24 protein-coding genes are annotated in these 16,114 nt (G+C 54.9%); 4 read left to right on the forward strand and 20 right to left on the reverse strand.

Going from position 1 to position 16,114, the window contains the following annotated elements; genetic code table 11:
- Positions 1-5 precede the first annotated feature (5 nt).
- From FEM41_RS02025 to FEM41_RS02050, 6 genes are read right to left on the reverse strand one after another with little or no spacing between them, the layout of a single operon-like run.
- Entirely contained in the window at positions 6-404 is a 399-nt protein-coding gene (locus tag FEM41_RS02025; RefSeq protein WP_138093943.1) for a hypothetical protein, read from the reverse strand.
- Positions 405-406: 2 nt separating this feature from the next.
- The gene (locus tag FEM41_RS02030) at positions 407-817 is read right to left on the reverse strand and encodes a hypothetical protein (protein ID WP_138093945.1); all 411 of its coding nucleotides are present in this window, start codon (positions 815-817) and stop codon (positions 407-409) included.
- A complete protein-coding gene (locus tag FEM41_RS02035; RefSeq protein ID WP_138093947.1) occupies positions 810-1,007 on the reverse strand; it encodes a phage filamentation protein Fil family protein in 198 nt (65 codons plus the stop codon). Before FEM41_RS02035 ends, FEM41_RS02030 begins: the two co-directional genes overlap by 8 nt.
- Positions 1,000-1,239 carry a hypothetical protein gene (locus FEM41_RS02040; RefSeq protein ID WP_138093949.1) on the reverse strand — a complete coding sequence of 80 codons (240 nt, stop codon included), beginning with the start codon at positions 1,237-1,239 and terminating at the stop codon, positions 1,000-1,002. The genes FEM41_RS02035 and FEM41_RS02040 overlap by 8 nt, the downstream gene beginning before the upstream one ends.
- A 10-nt stretch (positions 1,240-1,249) precedes the next feature.
- Entirely contained in the window at positions 1,250-1,756 is a 507-nt protein-coding gene (locus FEM41_RS02045) for a phage regulatory CII family protein (RefSeq protein ID WP_138093951.1), read from the reverse strand.
- A gap of 31 nt (positions 1,757-1,787) precedes the next feature.
- Positions 1,788-2,009 (reverse strand): regulator, encoded by a 222-nt coding sequence (locus tag FEM41_RS02050; protein ID WP_138093953.1) that lies wholly within the window; start codon positions 2,007-2,009, stop codon positions 1,788-1,790.
- Positions 2,010-2,155: 146 nt separating this feature from the next.
- Between FEM41_RS02050 and FEM41_RS02055 the strand changes: the two genes are divergently transcribed.
- Genes FEM41_RS02055 through FEM41_RS02065 form a run of 3 tightly spaced genes read left to right on the forward strand, consistent with a single transcriptional unit; the run spans position 2,156 to position 4,302 of the window.
- Positions 2,156-2,737 carry a phage repressor protein CI gene (locus FEM41_RS02055; RefSeq protein WP_138093955.1) on the forward strand — a complete coding sequence of 194 codons (582 nt, stop codon included), beginning with the start codon at positions 2,156-2,158 and terminating at the stop codon, positions 2,735-2,737.
- A gap of 15 nt (positions 2,738-2,752) precedes the next feature.
- Positions 2,753-3,253 (forward strand): BRCT domain-containing protein, encoded by a 501-nt coding sequence (locus FEM41_RS02060; protein WP_138093957.1) that lies wholly within the window; start codon positions 2,753-2,755, stop codon positions 3,251-3,253.
- Positions 3,250-4,302, forward strand: coding sequence for a phage integrase (locus FEM41_RS02065; protein ID WP_138093959.1), 1,053 nt, complete (start codon positions 3,250-3,252; stop codon positions 4,300-4,302). The genes FEM41_RS02060 and FEM41_RS02065 overlap by 4 nt, the downstream gene beginning before the upstream one ends.
- 270 nt (positions 4,303-4,572) lie before the next feature.
- Here FEM41_RS02065 and FEM41_RS02070 read toward each other — a convergent pair whose 3' ends face one another.
- From FEM41_RS02070 to FEM41_RS02135, 14 genes are all read right to left on the reverse strand, one after another.
- Positions 4,573-4,794 (reverse strand): ogr/Delta-like zinc finger family protein, encoded by a 222-nt coding sequence (locus FEM41_RS02070; protein ID WP_138093961.1) that lies wholly within the window; start codon positions 4,792-4,794, stop codon positions 4,573-4,575.
- A gap of 68 nt (positions 4,795-4,862) precedes the next feature.
- Positions 4,863-5,948: a phage late control D family protein gene (locus FEM41_RS02075; RefSeq protein WP_138093964.1), complete on the reverse strand. Its 1,086-nt coding sequence runs from the start codon at positions 5,946-5,948 to the stop codon at positions 4,863-4,865.
- The gene (locus tag FEM41_RS02080) at positions 5,945-6,430 is read right to left on the reverse strand and encodes a phage tail protein (RefSeq protein WP_138093966.1); all 486 of its coding nucleotides are present in this window, start codon (positions 6,428-6,430) and stop codon (positions 5,945-5,947) included. Before FEM41_RS02080 ends, FEM41_RS02075 begins: the two co-directional genes overlap by 4 nt.
- On the reverse strand, positions 6,427-9,105 hold the full coding sequence (locus tag FEM41_RS02085; protein WP_138093969.1) for a phage tail tape measure protein: 2,679 nt from the start codon (positions 9,103-9,105) through the stop codon (positions 6,427-6,429). The genes FEM41_RS02080 and FEM41_RS02085 overlap by 4 nt, the downstream gene beginning before the upstream one ends.
- Positions 9,098-9,217 carry a GpE family phage tail protein gene (locus tag FEM41_RS02090; RefSeq protein WP_138093971.1) on the reverse strand — a complete coding sequence of 40 codons (120 nt, stop codon included), beginning with the start codon at positions 9,215-9,217 and terminating at the stop codon, positions 9,098-9,100. The genes FEM41_RS02085 and FEM41_RS02090 overlap by 8 nt, the downstream gene beginning before the upstream one ends.
- 14 nt (positions 9,218-9,231) lie before the next feature.
- Positions 9,232-9,534 carry a phage tail assembly protein gene (locus FEM41_RS02095; protein ID WP_138093973.1) on the reverse strand — a complete coding sequence of 101 codons (303 nt, stop codon included), beginning with the start codon at positions 9,532-9,534 and terminating at the stop codon, positions 9,232-9,234.
- Between the two features lie 53 nt (positions 9,535-9,587).
- Entirely contained in the window at positions 9,588-10,103 is a 516-nt protein-coding gene (locus tag FEM41_RS02100) for a phage major tail tube protein (RefSeq protein WP_138093975.1), read from the reverse strand.
- A gap of 9 nt (positions 10,104-10,112) precedes the next feature.
- A complete protein-coding gene (locus tag FEM41_RS02105) occupies positions 10,113-11,285 on the reverse strand; it encodes a phage tail sheath protein (protein WP_138093977.1) in 1,173 nt (390 codons plus the stop codon).
- A 153-nt stretch (positions 11,286-11,438) separates the two neighbouring features.
- Entirely contained in the window at positions 11,439-11,660 is a 222-nt protein-coding gene (locus FEM41_RS02110; RefSeq protein ID WP_138093979.1) for a hypothetical protein, read from the reverse strand.
- Between the two features lie 12 nt (positions 11,661-11,672).
- Positions 11,673-12,884, reverse strand: coding sequence for a phage tail protein (locus tag FEM41_RS02115; RefSeq protein ID WP_138093981.1), 1,212 nt, complete (start codon positions 12,882-12,884; stop codon positions 11,673-11,675).
- Positions 12,881-13,486, reverse strand: a complete 606-nt coding sequence (locus FEM41_RS02120; protein WP_138093983.1) for a phage tail protein I — start codon at positions 13,484-13,486, stop codon at positions 12,881-12,883. The genes FEM41_RS02115 and FEM41_RS02120 overlap by 4 nt, the downstream gene beginning before the upstream one ends.
- Positions 13,479-14,387 (reverse strand): baseplate assembly protein, encoded by a 909-nt coding sequence (locus FEM41_RS02125; protein WP_138093985.1) that lies wholly within the window; start codon positions 14,385-14,387, stop codon positions 13,479-13,481. Before FEM41_RS02125 ends, FEM41_RS02120 begins: the two co-directional genes overlap by 8 nt.
- Complete coding sequence (locus FEM41_RS02130; RefSeq protein WP_138093987.1) at positions 14,387-14,737, reverse strand: GPW/gp25 family protein; 351 nt, start codon at positions 14,735-14,737, stop codon at positions 14,387-14,389. The genes FEM41_RS02125 and FEM41_RS02130 overlap by 1 nt, the downstream gene beginning before the upstream one ends.
- The gene (locus FEM41_RS02135) at positions 14,734-15,312 is read right to left on the reverse strand and encodes a phage baseplate assembly protein V (protein ID WP_138093989.1); all 579 of its coding nucleotides are present in this window, start codon (positions 15,310-15,312) and stop codon (positions 14,734-14,736) included. The genes FEM41_RS02130 and FEM41_RS02135 overlap by 4 nt, the downstream gene beginning before the upstream one ends.
- Positions 15,313-15,419: 107 nt before the next feature.
- Between FEM41_RS02135 and FEM41_RS02140 the strand changes: the two genes are divergently transcribed.
- Positions 15,420-16,112, forward strand: a complete 693-nt coding sequence (locus FEM41_RS02140) for a DUF6216 family protein (RefSeq protein ID WP_138093991.1) — start codon at positions 15,420-15,422, stop codon at positions 16,110-16,112.
- Positions 16,113-16,114 lie beyond the last annotated feature (2 nt).

Consider the following 16,114-nt stretch of genomic DNA (forward strand, 5'->3'; position numbering starts at 1 on the left):
TTGAATTAGTGGAAAGAAGGTGTATTTGGCGCCGTGTAACTGGGGGCCGGTAACTGGTGTAAGTCGAACGTAATCCGCCACCAGTGGCTAATCATTGCTGACAACTCACCCTGTCCCAGCGCCCCGGCGGTGTAATAGGTCGCGCTGATTGCCCCCAGTGCCCGCGCCATATCGACTTCCGAAGTGGCCTCACGGTAAACCCGGCACCAGAAAGCGGCGCAGGCCGCCACCCAGTGGCGGTTATTGGTAAGGTGATCGGTATCATTGAAAAAGAACGGTGGCACTGCGACGCCGTTGCCCCGGTTAATCATTTTCCCCAGGAATGCCGCTGCGTATTCATCCGGCACCCCCCAGTCACGCAAATCAGAAATCAGACCGCTTTTACTCACAGAAAAAACCGACATTGTTATCCCTCCTGGTTAAGTTGCTGCCGCGCATCAAACGCGGCGAGGATATCTGGTGCGATCACCATCTCGATGCCGCGCTTTTGTGCTGGTTCTGGCTTCCGGTCGCGCTTTGCTGTACGGGCCGAAAAATCAGAATCCCGCAGGGAACCAAACCCGGCGAAAACCCGGCGACCATGCTGTATGCCCCGGCGAATCTGCAAAATGGTGCGTGGATCGGTTCGGGTGAACAGCTCCGCCCAGGTGCAACGCGCCAGCGAAGGCTTCAACTCCCGGCGCCCACAAATCGCGGCAGCATGAAGAACCAGCCCGCGCCATTCCGGCGTCAGTGAATCCCAGTAATCAGCGGCGTCGCTGTGATTCGGGCAAACCTGCTCCCGAATCTTCTGTAGCCAGAAATCCGTATCAGCCACGACGCCCCCTTACGGCATTAAGCAGCCGCCGCCAGAAAGGCGGGCGCGGTGCCTGACCGTTAAACTTGACGGAAAGGCCCGGATTCCAGCGCCTGCCATCCGGCAATTCGATCCAGCCATTGCCCCAGGCTTTCAGTTGCGGCGTGGGTGATTGTTCAGTCAGCCAGGTAACAAACGCTCTGTTATCCATTGTTTTTGCCCTCCAGCTGAAAGCGGCGTGAAACGGCATAATCGCTATAGTGGGTGTCCCCTAAATCATCCTCGCCATGCAGCCCCGCATACCCATCAACGCGAACGATGCAATATGCTGGCTTACCGTAATAACGCGGAACCCTGCGAATAAACGTTCCGCGCTCAACTTCAGTCCCAAACTCAGGCGCAATAACAACCCTCTGTCCGGGTTTAAGGCTGGTAGGTTTCATCAGTATTCCCTCACATCAGGCCCGGAATCTGGCCACTTGAAATCGCATCAAACGCGGCGGCCATAACGGGGGTGGAATTAAAGCGGGACTCAACAGCGACCAGCAGCAACGAAAGGTTGCGGATCGCGTTATTGGCCCGGTCAAAGATCGCGGTGCGGCGTGCCGCCGTCATATGGGCAGGTGATACGGCTTCCCCGGCAATCGCCCCCACGTCAGCGGTGGCGCTCAGGGCACAAATCTGGAGGTTTTCGGCGGTGGCGTTATTCACCGGTACGGATGGCAGGCAATTAATCTGAGCCAGAAGGCCATCCAACAGACGCGCATCTTCCGTCGCGTCAGTGATGGCCAGCAACTCCATACAGTTCAACTGGTGCGGCTGATCTGGGTTCAGCTTATTGCGCAGAACCTGGGGACGCATCCCCACAGCGCGGGCCAGCTCCTCCAGGTTATGCCCCTGCGCGAATGCCCGGCAAGCAGCATCAAAATGGGCATGTTTAGAAGTCAGATAATCAAACATGATTCGCCCTACCCTAATTGATACCCTGGTGTCACGCCTGAAGCGAAACGTCGCATTCACTAAGCGCCTGTATAGTCAGCGCGGCCATGTTGACTTCAACCAGCCCGCGCTTCTGCTTACCTTTGGGCTTAATGGGTAATTTTCCGTATTCAATCAGGTTCTTAGCTGTTTCTTTGTTGGTGCCGGTACGGCGGCAATACTCATCCAGCGGTAGGTAAGGCTCTGGGATGACAATTGTAATGTTAGGTCGCATAAGGCAAACTCCCGTTAGTGCTGCGTAGGGCTATACGCGGCAATATAAGCAAATATTCGTAAATAACTACAACACTGGAGAGCTTAGATCGTAAAAAACGACAATGCAACATCGATTTCGTTTTTTGCGAGAGAGCTGATTAATAAATGACCAAATTTTCATTTGAGCAAATCAGCCACAGTAGCGAAGTGCTCGATCGGATCATTGATGCATATGGCTTTACTTCGAAGCTAATGCTGGCTGATCACTTTGGGATGGCCTCCAGCAGCCTAGCCGGACGCTACAAACGCGGCGGCTTCCCGGCAGATATGGTTGTTAGGTGTGTTGCAGAAACAGGGGCGAATCTTGAATGGATAGCTACTGGTAATGGAACCAAATTTAATGACGAAGAACTGGATATCCTTAGAGTCCCCCGAAAAAAAATAATTGATGGGCAACTTCGTGATGCAGGTATCCTTATGCTCGATCAAGTTATTTTCCCTAAAGGAAAACCTACCCCCAAAAAACCAATATGTGTTGTTGATGAAACTTCGCAATACATCATCGAGCAACAGTACCCGGAAATTTATGACGGTGAATGGCTTGTAGATATTGAGGGCAAAGTAAGTATTCGGACACTTACCCGAATCCCGGTCAAAAAAGTCCGGGTTAGCGGTATTGGTATGGCCTTTGATTGCAGTATTGAAGATATAAATATTATTGGCAAGGTTATAGTTACAATAAATTAATGAAAGGTGAATACAATGGAAGGTAAAGTCTTTTACTTTATTTATATTAACTCAAGAAATGCCATTTCCGTGCAAGCTATAGCCAATGGCTCACACAACGAAACTTATATTCAGGGCGTCAGCCTGTTGGATGGCGAGCAAGGAAAAATAAAAACCTTTAGAAAGGATAGAGTAATAAACTTCTTCGATTCATATGAAGAAGCATCAAGAGAACTGGCTGATATAGCGGATAAGATAGATAGCAGCATTTACACACTGAAACCCTTGAAGCCAAGTAGCTTTGACATCCACTTCACTGGCTTCAAGAAAGACACAAAACTCGAACTTGAAGATCTAGCCGTAAAATCCGGAATGGTTATCAGAAAATCTGTCACCAAAAGTCTTAAGTTACTTTGTTATGGCTATAATGCCAGTCAAAAAAAAATGGATACAGCAAGGGGAATGGGAATAATAATACTAAATGAAGCTCTATTTAGGCAGTTTCTCGAAACAGGTGATTTTACCGAAAGCTTATGAGTGTCAGAAAATTACCCGATGGACGCTGGGTTGCCGACTTCTATACCGTAGATCGCAGCAGCGGCAAAGATGGTCGGCGGGTTCGCAAAAAGTTTGCGACGAAAGGCGAGGCGTTAGCGTTCGAAAACTATACGCTGGAAAAGGTGGATAACTCCCCCTGGCTGGGTTCAGGCAAAGATACTCGCCGTCTGTCAGACTTAATACACCTATGGTTTGATCGTCACGGCATAACATTAAGCGACGGGGAAAAGCGTAAAAGCGCCATGCTTTGGGCTGCTGAATGTATGGGCTCACCTTTAGCCACTGAGTTTAACGCCCAACTATTCACTGTCTACCGGGCAAAGCGCCTTGATGGACATCTCAGCCGAACGAAACGAGTTGATAAGGTTTCCCCGCGCACGGTCAACCTTGAGCACGCTTATTTTTTGGCTGTATTTAACGAACTAAAGCGGCTGGGTGAATGGGAAGGAGCTAACCCTCTCGACAGCATTCGCCAGTTTCGTACCGATGAATCCGAGATGGCCTACCTAACCAGCGAACAGATAGATTTATTGCTGGACGAGTGCCAAAAAAGCTCCGCCGCAGACCTGCCCGTTATCGTTAAGTTATGCCTGGCAACGGGCGCGCGATGGAGTGAAGCGCAAAATCTGCGCGGCTCACAGATTACCGGCAGTGACAAGGCAGGATATCGGGTGACTTTCGTAAAGACAAAGGGTAAAAAAAACAGGTCTATCCCCATTAGTACGGAGCTAGCGAAAGAGCTACCCAGGAAGAGCGGCCCAATTTTTCAGCAATGCTATTATGCTTTCAGATCCGCTATTAAACGCACTGGCATATACTTGCCTGACGGGCAGATGACGCACGTTCTACGGCACACCTTTGCATCTCACTTTATGATGAACGGAGGAAATATATTGGTGTTGCAGCGCATCCTTGGGCATACAGATATCAAGATGACTATGCGCTATTCTCACTTTTCCCCTAACCACCTGGAAGAGGCGGTGAAGCTCAACCCGCTGGAATGTCGCAAAAGTGTCGCACAAACTTAGAAACATTGCCCCTTATCGCCCTTTATTAACTTTATAACACACTGATTTATCACCAAGTTATTGTTTTTCGGTTGCCTCTAATGGTTCTCATAATCGCTTGGTCGCTGGTTCAAGTCCAGCAGGGGCCACCAAATTTTAGCTTTATAATCATATAATTAAGCCACTCAGATGAGTGGCTTTTTTGTTGGCCCCAATGCCAATTGGCAGCAAAATGGCAGCAGTTATTTTAAAAAGAAGCCCGCAAAGGCGGGCATTTTCGGTGTTCAGCAACTAAAACCACGGCATCGATACCTGACCGGAACGGCCCGGATGTGGTGGAACTGACTGAATTATGTGCGGCTCTGAGATTATCCCAGCCACCGTCTCAAGTGATTTAAAGGTGCACCCACAGTTTATGTTCTGGCACTGGTTGTAACGCTCTTTTGTCGTATTTGATACCTGGTAACTACTTCGCGTGTGGGCCGCCGATCCACATTTCGGGCAATTCATCATCTTCTAACTCTCCGCCTCTCTCCCCAAGTGCAATTATCATACACCATCAATTCCATTTTGTGATTATTTCACCCCATTTGCGATTCATCTAATTTGACTTCCAGATCCATACTGGTGGTGAATCCACTGTCCGGGCTGACGGTGTGCGTCAGAGTTGTGATGGTCCACTCCGCATCATCGATCTGCTGCTTGAATCCGCTGACCTTCACCGGCATTTCTGTATAGAGATCTGCACGCCCCTCGGCCAGTTGCAGGGAAAACGACGCCACCCCGCGCTGCAATCGCTCCCACTGCATTTTTGCCGCCCGTTCTGCGTTGCCGCGATTGGCATAGGTACGGTTGAGAACCAGCACGTTTTCATCCGTTCCCACCAGGTAGTCGCCCTGTTTCGCCTCCGGTGTTTTCTTCTTCGCCGTCTTTTTCCGGCGCCGGGTCGTGGTGGTCGGCTTTTTCGCAGGCTCCCGCGTGTTCAGCCAGCTGGCAATTACACCGGTATATGCGCCCCGGTCAGCCAGGGAAAACCGGTGGCTGTCTCCGACACCGCGGGTGATGGTCACCACCGGCAGCGGCTTCCCGCTGGCCGTTCTTCCCTGCCCCTGGCGGATAAACAGCAAATTGCCATCCTTCACGGACGCAATAGCGCCATGCTGGCGTGCCAGCCGCATCAGGAAACTGGCATCGCTCTCGTTGGTCTGGTCCATGTGATCCAGCGCCTGCGCGGTCAGAGCCGTATCCAGCGCCGGTTTCAGCTTATGCTGGGTGGCTATCTCCTGTACCACGGCGCCGACGGTAGTCTGATGCCATGATTTTTCCCGCCGGGTGTTCAGGGTTTCCCGGAAATCGGCACTACGGGCACGCACCGTCAGCCGGTCCGGTGCGCCGGAATGCTCGATTTCATCCACGGTAAAGGTGCCTTTAGGGAAAAGCGGTTGCCCCTTCCAGCCCAGCGCCAGGGTGATTCTGGCACCGCGACGCGGCAGGACGATCAGCCCGTCGGCGTCGTCCAGTTCCAGATCGAGCTGATCAGCCTCAAATCCCCGGTTATCTGTCAGGGTCAGACTCATCAGACGCCCATCAAGCACCGTCGTGATATCCTTCCCCTCGATAGTGATACTGAACGCAGGCGATCTGCTGTCCTGAAATGCGGAATTCACTGTAACAGCCCTCCCACCGCATTGCGGATACCGCCCGCCGCCGACATAGCCGAATCCTGCAGGTTGCTCAGCTGCCCGGCCGGATCGCCAAACATATCCGACAGCGAATCATCCACCCGCTTAAGCACCAGGGAGAACTCAATACGGCGGGCGGTGCCATCTTCAAAAAATTCCGTTTTGGTCTGGCTCAGGCTTTCAATCATATACATGCCGTAAATCGTCCCGCTCCCCTCGATCAACGGCCATGCCTTCCCCTGCTCGGCCATCTGTTCCAGCGCCAGCAGCGACATCCTGCCGCCGGTCAGTGACGGCATCAGAACACCGGACAGCGTCAGCGGATCACTGTCCTGGCCGAGAAACTGCACCGACGGGCGGCGGTTTACCCGGCTGTTTGTCGCCAGGCGCCAGTTGCGCTGATACTGCAGCTCCTGATACGGCACCGTGCGCAGCATAAAGACGTACAACCCCAGTACCATCATCATGATTCATATCCCCCCTGATCGCTGTAGTTACTGCGTGCCCGCGCCCTGGCGCGTCGCTCCCGTTCATCAAGCTGGCGCGCCACTTCCCGTGCAATATCCTGCGGGCTCTGCCCGGGTGCAGCGTGAATAGTGATGGGCGCGTGCGTTTCAAGATGCAGCACCGGCACCGGGGCAACTGTTCGCCCTGACTGTGCAGAGGCTTTAACCGGCAGGCTCATGGGGTGCAGTGGTGCGGCCTCTGCCGGGGCGGCGGCCACACCCATCATTCCAGCCACTGCAGCCGCCAGGGAAGCAGTGCGACGCCTGCTGGTTATACTGGCCGGGCCGTGGATGATTTCCGGACCATTCTCCCCGGCAATACCAAACTGGCCGCGTGGAATGGTGCCGCCACTGTCAAACATACCGGCGAACCGGTCCCACAGCCCGCCGCCTCCCCGCTCTCCCTGTTGCCCGGGACGGGGGATTTTGTTGTCATCGCCGCCAGGTTTCATCCAGTCCGGCAAAAAATCCGTAATGGCTGACAGCCGGGCCTTAAGCGCCTCCCACTTTTCGTTAATTCCGTTCAGCACACCGTCAATAATCGCAGCACCTGCAGCCTTAAAGCGGTCCGCCAGTGAGGAAAAGCCATTCACCAGCGCATCCCATTTTGCGCTGATGGCGTTTCTGATCCCTTCCCAGGCTGACGAAACACCATTGCGGATACCGTCCCACAGGGCTTTGAATTTCGGGCCCAGCGTGTCCCAGTTCTGCCAGATAAGCAGCGCCCCGGCGGCAATCAACCCGATAACCGCCAGGATGGGATTGGCAAACATCAGACGCCCCAGCCACACAATCCCCTGCCCCATACCGCTGATGGCCCGGGTAATCAGCCCGAAAGCGCCTGCCCCCTTGATCCCCAGCACGGTAAAACTCAGCTTCATCAGCGCCAGCGGCCCCAGTACCGCCGCCACGGCCACCATCAGCGTACCGGTCACCACCATAATTGCCGCCACCGCAGCGGCCACCTTCATCAGCGCACCCGCCAGCGGTTTATTCTGCTCAACCCAGCGCCGGGTGGCACCGGTGATTTTCTTCACAACATTCATGATATCCATCAGCGGCTGGCGCAAGGTTTCTCCCAGGCTGCTGAACGTATTCTGGGCGCCGGTTTTGACCAGCATCCACTGCGCAGAGAGCGAGTCCGCGTTAATATCGGATTCCCGCTGCATGGAGCCGTTCGCCCCATTCCCCGCCGTCAGGCCCAGCTGCCGTTTCAGCTCCGGCAGGTTGTTGGCAAGCTTCGCCGCATCATCGCCAAACTCTTTACCAAAAATCATCGTCATGACAGACAGGCGCTGGTCCTGCGGCAGGTTGTTGACCTTCTCCAGCACGCGCTGAATGGTCCCCATAGCATCCTTTGTCATCTGCCGTTGTACATCGGCAGGCTTGAGCCCCAGCATATTCATGCCCAGGAAAAAATCTTTGCTCTGCCGGGTAGCGGTCGATAGTTCCCGCACCATGGCATTGGCCGCACTGGCCGCCACTTCCGGTGCGGTCCCAAGGGAAAGGAAGGTGGAGCCAAGCGCCGCCGCCTTACGATAGTCCAGCCGGTCAGCCACGCCGCCCAGACGCTGCAGCACGTTGATGATATCGCCACCTTTTGACATGGCGTTATCGTCCAGGTAGTTCAGCACGTCGCCCAGTTGTTCAATATTGCGGGTCGGTACTTTATAGAGCTGGGCAATTTTCCCCATACTTTCTGAAAGCTCATCTGCGGGCATCTCAAACGCGGTGGAGGCTTTAGCCGCCGTTGCCGCAAATGCCAGTAAGTCACGCTTCTGGTCCTCCCAACTGTCATTGGGGTTTGCCACATTCATACGGGCGCCACCCTCAACCAGTGCGGCAAAATCAACGGCTCCGTATTCCATCGGCAGTCGTTCACTGGCCGCCTTGATGGCGTCCTGCATTTCATAAAACCGGGCCGTGCGGTTGCCATTGTCATCACGCAGATCGTTAACCTGCTTTGCCACGCCTTTCATGGCATCTTCCAGGCTGACGTAGCTTTTTACCGAAGCCATCACCGGCGCGCCCAGCGCCACTCCTGCCGCCATGGTGGTGGCGCCCGCCCCGGCCACACGGTCACGCACTTCCAGACGGCGGGCATACTGCTCCCGGGCTGCTGCCAGCTTGCGCTGCTGTTCACCCAGGCGTCTGAGGGTCTGCTGCTGGCGGTCCAGTGACCGGCGGGCCTCGTCGGCATTTTGCCGCAATTCCCGCTGCGTACTGCTTAACCTTCTGGTGTCAATTCCGGCATCATTGAGCGCCAGGCGCTGACGCTGAACCGACTGGCGCAGCCCGTTATATTTGCCCTGCAGCTCGTTAACGCGGTTTCTCGCCTGTTCCAGCAGCCGCGCCTGGGCTGCCGTGGGCCGATTGGTAGCGGCAAACTGCGTGGCAAGTCTCGCGGCTTCTTCGCGGGCGGCCTTAAGGTTATTGCCGGTAACAGCCAATTGAGCGTTGGCTTTGCGGAAACCATCGATACGGCCCGCCTGATTGTCCAGTTCTTTAAGCCTGGCCCGGCTCTGCTGAATAGCGGCAGCCAGCTCCCGGGAGCTGGCCTGCGCGGCTCTGAAAGGGCGGGTGATTTTATCAACCGCATTAAGAATCACCTGCAGACGCAGGCTGTTATCACTCATTGCTGGCCCCGTTTCTCTGAATCGCTTTGTGCCGCCACTCCAGCACCTCGGTCAGCGGCATAACGTCAGTGACGGACGGCGGCCAGTGAAAGACGGCGGCAATATCCGCCACCAGATCGTCAACCGTCAGGCTTTCTGTAAATCGGCAAGCACCGACTTCTTCAACAAAAAAGTGACCACCTCCACGGACATCGCGGTAAGGTCCGCCGGGTCCATTTCTGCCATTTCCTGCGCCGTCAGCGCCGGGGTGGAGATACGGGGGATCACGGTCATCATCGCCGCCACGTCCATATCCATAATCGCCTGCAGGCGGGTGCCGCGCAGGGCCCCGGACTGCGGCTTACGCAGCACCACTTCAGTGATTTCGGTCTTACCGCGTTTAATCGGGGTATCCAGTTCCACGGTGCGCTCTGTCAGTTTGTCGGTCATGCTCGTTTCCTTAAAATCGGGCAATGGCGCGGCCATCCCGCGCCGTTAAAGGGTTACAGGCCAATAGCCTTGCGGTGCTCTTCCATCAGGTCGGTGCCGTCAACAATTTCAATCATGTTGACCAGATCGACCTCATAGAGCACCTCGCCATTGATGGTCAGCTTCGCGTAGCTGTTGGTGCTGCTGACTTTGGTGGTATTGCTTTCGCCGGTTTTCCACTCGCCGGAATCCAGCTCTTTATGGCGCCCGCGCACGACCAGCTCCACGGCCTGCACTTCGCCGGTGTCGTCGCGCTGGATGGAGCCGGTAAAGCGCAACTGAACACCGTCAACCGTGGCCTTACCCATCTGCTTAAACAGCAGCGCTTCGGTGCCCCCGGCGGTAAATTCGGTATCCAGTGCGCCATCATCCAGCCCCAGATCGATATCCACCGCACCGGGCATCCCGCCGCCGCGATATTTCTCATATTTACGGGTGAATTTCGGCAGGGTCAGGGACTCAACCAGCCCCTGCCAGTTGTTGCCATCGTTGAACAGATTCAGATGTTTCAGTTTGCGTGGTAAAGCCATGTATCCCCCTTATGCACTGACACGGCTGGCGAAATCGACCAGGTAACGATCGGTGATACGCTGGCGCAGCAGCAGGTTTTCCAGCGGCGGCACCGGCGTATAGTCGTAATCAATTGTGAGCTTCCCGGCCTTGAGCGTGTCCTTATCGTTTACGGACTCATCCAGCCAGCAGTCCCCACCAATGAGATAGCCCTGCGTCACCAGGCTGCGCATTTTGGCGCGCAGACCTTCGATAATGTCGCGGGCCAGCGACGGGTTCAGCACACCATCCACCGCCCACATATGGGCTTCGGCCATGGTGTCTGCCAGCACCTGGGCGGTGCGGGTGTAGTTCTCAAACTGGAACAGTGGATCGTCACTCAGGCAGCGGGAGCCCCAGAAGCGGAAGCCGTCCTTTCTGATAAGCGTGGTGACGTCGTTCTGGTTCAGCAGACCGGCATCAGTGGCCGGGTCCTGTAGATCCCAGAACACATCGGCGGAAATGCCGGAAACGCCATTTACGCCCACGTTTGACAAAGATTTATGCCAGCCGGTCTGCTCGTCGATTTTGGCGCGCAGGCCCAGCGCCCGGGCGGTGGCGTAGGCCGTGGCGTCAGCATTCAACACGGTGTCAAAATTGATGAAGTCCGGCCAGATCAGCATCCCCTCGCGCTGGCTGAAATTAGCGCGGTAGTCGATGGCCTCTGATACCGTTTTGCACCCGTAGGCGGACAGATAAGCAAAGCCGCGCAACTGCTGCGCCACACTCAGCAATTCCGTGGCAACTGCCTGGGTATCGTGGCCCGGCACGCCCAGGATGCGCGGTTTAACGCCGAGCTGACTTTGCGCGGCCAGCAGCGCCTTAATACCGGTTTTCTTACCCTCGGCAGTGACGCCGCCGATGATGTTGGTGGTGGTTTCCGCCTCGGTTTCACCCTGGGGAACGCGTACAACAACGGTCACGGGTTTGGTCTGGTCAGCAATCGCATCCAGCGAGCGGGCCAGGGTGCCGGACTCGCCCGCCTTGCCGCTGGCGGTCAGTACGTCGGTGAGCAACACCGGCTTGTTTAGGGGAAAGGTTGCGGCGTCGGCATCGTCGCCGGTGCAGACCATCCCCACAATGGCAGTGCTCACCGTGGTAATGGTGCGGGTGCCCTCGTTGATTTCCTCAACGCGCACCCCGTGGTGGTAATCCTGAGCCATAAGGCGTTATCTCCGGTTTACAGGGGTAACGCCTATGTTCAGGATGATGCGCCCGCAGCGCACGCGCTTGCGGTTGTGTGGGCGCTGGCACAATAACGGGGGTAAAAAAATCCCCGCGACTGCGGGAATAATGACAAAGTGGCACGAATGAACTTATCCCTGACTGCCATTCTGTATTAATACCGTTTGCGTTAATTCAGCATCATAATAAAAAACACCATTAGCTTTATTATAAAACATCCCTGGCTGACAGATTACCTGCTCATTCAGCTTAAGCAGCATATTTCCTTTAAACGAAAATCTCTCAGGAGCAATGATAACATTTTTTACTTTATTGCTACCATTCTCAAGTATCGCGTAGCGGGCACTATTCATTTTGAAACTCCTTTATGAATACTCATAAATAATGACGACACCACTCATCCCATTCCCACCCAAATATGATGCTGTGGCGCCATTGGTATTCAGCGCGCCTGTTCCACCGGTACCATATCCAACGCTACCCTCCATAGCACCGTTGCCTGGCCCGTTGGTTGAGCGGTTAAGAATAACAGAACCCAGAGGGTTGCATCCCCCAACACCACTACATCCAGCCTTAGTACTTAAAATAAAAGTATCATCGCCATCACTACCATTCAGATTGAGAATGTTTCCGCCCGTAGAGATACAAACTTCACTCGCATTCCAGCCAACAAATGGTGGTGTTTCCATCGCTCCCGCCGCCCCATGCCCTCCCTGGCATAAAATAAGATCGCCAAACATCGTATCCCCACCGGCTCCATTTTTTTGTCCATTGGCAACAAACTCTACGGAAATACCTCCGGCTCCCACAATAACAGGGATATTTTCACCCAGCTCTTCACGTGTATAAAAGGATTTTGCATAGGCACCGGACTGACCGCCCGCGCCACCACATGCCTGACCACTCGTAGCAGGTCCTACAGATCCCCCTGCTCCACCTCCACCACAGGCCTCAACAATGACACTTCCTACATCATCGGCCGGTGTATATGCCCCTGACATCTCAAATTTAATCACGCGCAGAAGACGACCAGCCTGATACTGCGGATGCGGGTTCTTCTCCTCCAGATGGGCTTTTAGTTGTTTATCAATATCTACTTTCAGCTCCAGCACCTTGTCATCCACATACTGGCGGGTCGCCAGCACCACGGAGGGGTCAATTTTCAGGGTGATATTGTCAGTGCTACTGGTGATCAGCACCATGCGCACGGTCTGGGTGCAGCCACTCCCCTCGGCCAGTTGCGGCTTGTAGCTCTCCGGGCAGTTCCCCACCGCAATCAGCGCGCCGGACTCGTCGAACAGCCCGACTTCGCGGATCCACCAACCGCCTTCCTTTTCCGGGATCACCTGCTCGGCAATAATCTGGCTGCTGTTATCCGGATCGATATACAGCGCATTCAGGGCCGCCCGGCGCTGCTCACCAATCAGCGACGTCTGCGCCGAATTGGGCGTTGGCAGGGTTCCGCCACCGTCACCCACCGCCATCCAGGTAATATTCAACGGCACGCCCAGCGCAGCGGCATTTGCCAGCTTCGCCGCGCCAATATCCGTCAGCAGGGTATAAAATTTTGTGCTCATGGGTTCACTCTCAGGGTATCAATAATATGGGTGGCCGTGCCGGTGTAGCCCGCGCCACCGGAAACGATGGTTTCGTTGATATACGGATAAATCGTGATTTCCTCGCCGCTGTAGCTGGCGGCGCCGACAAAATACGGCCCACTGGTCTGCAGGTTGATGGACATACCGACCAGGTGACGGCTACAGGGTTTGGCATCACTAATCAGGCGCTCCAGCTCCCGATAGGTTTCCTCCGTAATCCCCTGGTCATTGACGCCAATATCCAGCCGGAAGGTGCCCGGCACACCGCCGGTTTTCCACCACTCAATGATGCGGATCAGGAAGCCGAACGGCTCCACTACACGCCGGATTGCGCTGGCGGTCCCCTTGTGCTGATGAATATAGAATGCATCCTGTACCACCTGGCGCTTTGTCGCCACCGGCCAGCTTTCATCCCACCGGTCCACGGAGAACGCCCAGGCCAGATACGGCAGAAAGCGGGCCGGACAGGTCGCCGGGTTCCACAGGTCACGCAGCGGCACCTGTAGATCGGAAATACCGCTGCAGCTCTGCGCCAGGCGGTGCTCCAGTGCCGACGAGCCCGGCGGTAACAGGCTATTCATCCGTTCCCCCGACACTCACCGACCAGCCACTGCAGGAGGCGGCCTGGGTCCTGTCCAGCACCATATCCTGCGTGGGGGACACCAGCTCTACGCGCTGGACGCCTTCGACGTGCAGCGCCGCATAGATGGCGCTCAGCCGGATATCACGCCCCAGCCGGGTCTGGCTGGCTATATAGGTTTGCAGGCTCTTTCGGGCGGCGGCCAGGATCGGCTCTGATTCCGGGCCCGGGTACAGAAACAGCGTGGCGTTCACGGTATAGGGGATAATCTCCGCGCTGCGCACCGTCAGCCGGTCCGCCACCGGGCGGACGCTTTCACTGTTCAGGGCCGCGTCAACCACGGCCAGCAGGTCAGCGTCCGCCGTTCCGTCATTCTCCCGGCTCAACACGGTCAGCACCACCTCCGCCGGGGCCGGGCTGGTTGCGCTGGCGTCAGCCACCCGCCCGTCTGCGCTGCGGGCATGGAACTCATAGGCTGCTGTCGGGCCTGCCACGGATAATCCCTCGAATGCCGCAGGTACGCGCAGGCGTAGCGCCTCGTCGCTCTCTCTGACCTCAGCAACCGGCGGCACGGCATCCGGATCGGCGGGCGTGATAGTCAGGCGGGGAACGTTGTAGTTTGCCGCCAGCTGGTCCAGGTCACTGCCAGTGGCATAGGCCACCATTACCGCCTGGGCCGCCTCATTGATGCGCTGGCGCAGCAGCACCTCACGGTAAGTGCTCTCCTGCAGCTGTTTGGTGACGGGCTCCGATTCCAGCGCCAGCGTGCGCCGCACGGCCTCCTGTTCATCCGCCGGATACAGGGCGATAAAGGCCGCCTTACGCTCAGACAGCAGCGTCTCAAAGTCGGGTACGTCCACAATCTGCGGTGCGGGCAACTGGGAAAGGTCAATAACGGGCATCAGTTATCAGCTCCTGTTGATACAGAAAGGGAAACCGGCACTCCGTCATTGCGCTGGCCGGTCAGTTCCACCACCATCGCGCCGTCGTAGCTGCTGTTGATAGTGATAGCATCCAGCGTCAGGCGCGGCTCCCAGCGACTCAGCGCGGTATAGACTGCCGCCATCACCTGCAGGCGTAACGCCGGATTCTGGGGCTGATCGATCAGCGCGGACAGCAGCGAACCATATTCACGACGGGCAATGCGGCTGCCCTGTGGGGTCATCAGAATGTCTCGCACCGACTGGCGCAGATGTTCGGTGTCGGTTAGTGTCTGGCCGGTGGTGCGGCTCATGCCGCTATACAGCGTCATACCGGCCCCCCGGACGTATCGCTACCCGCCTTCACGCCGGTATGTTTATGTGCATCCACCACAATGCCGTTAGAGCTCATCGCCCCGCCGCCCTGGGTAACGCCGCCATTAATCGCCACTTCGCTGTTAATGCGGGTACGCCCGGCCTCCACCACAAACTCCCCGGTTTTCAGAGTGATGTTATCGGCGGCCTCAATGACCATGGATTTAATCCCCTTCACATACCAGCGACCGGTGGCTGGTTCATACTCAAACCAGCCGCCGTCCGGGTACGCGGTCACGCTCCCGGCCTCAGAATCCGACGGCGCCGCAAACTGATCGGAGTAAATCGCAGGCAGGGCAAAGGCGGTTTCCAGATTGCCGCCCATCGATAACAGCACCACCTGCTCCCCGGGAGACGGACACCACCAGGTGCGGGCGCCACCGGCGCGCAGCGTCAGCCAGCTAATCCAGTTAGTTTCGAGATCGCCTGTTTTCACCCGGCACAGCCAGTTTTTCCGGTCCACCTCCAGCACAATGCCGGTACGGATCAGATTAGTGATAAGGCGCATGATTTCGGTTAGTTGTGTGTTCATGAGAAAAGCATGCCTTGCCATTTATAGACATGAAACAAAACATCGTTGTATCGTCAACGACACTAATACGATGGACACCCAGTCCCCCAGGAAAGGAGATATCCCAAATGCTAACTCAGTTAAATACCTTTCTCGCCACAGCAATCGGCGGACTAGTTTTTACGCTATTAACAGCCTTAATAAAATCAATTTATCGGTGGCTTACTCAAGTAAAAGAAAAAAATAAATTCTTGGTTGATGAGTTAAAGATCCCTCCCATAAAAATAAACATAACGTTATCAGAATACAGAAAAAACACTTTGGAGTCCTCACTAAAAGACAAGATAATGATATACATTGGCGCAGCGATAACATTATTAATCGGCATAATTATGCTTTTCTCATCGATATATCTATTTAGACAAGATGACACTTATCAGATAAAGCTAACCAACAAAAGGACAGAAGATGCCTTCCTGATAAAATCAGGTTCAGCCTTAAGTGCAACATCAAAAGACAGATGGATAATAACACTAAATACATGCAATACCCCCGATGAACTTCAGAGCATCACAGAAATATCAAAGGAAGCTAAAAAATATATTTGCCGGGCTTTATCAATTGAAGATAAATCAGGGAGTCTCCCTTTTTATATAACAAAATACATCTGGGAAAACATCATACTTGCAACCATTTTATTACTAGCTTCAGCATGGATAATCACTGTCGGAATTGGATTATTCTTTCACATGGAAATAATAAAAAAAATATCAGATAAACACAAAAAAGAAATAGAAAAGAGCTATGATTATATAACATAAAC

The organism is Jejubacter calystegiae, assembly GCF_005671395.1.
In the GTDB taxonomy this organism is placed as follows: domain Bacteria; phylum Pseudomonadota; class Gammaproteobacteria; order Enterobacterales; family Enterobacteriaceae; genus Jejubacter; species Jejubacter calystegiae.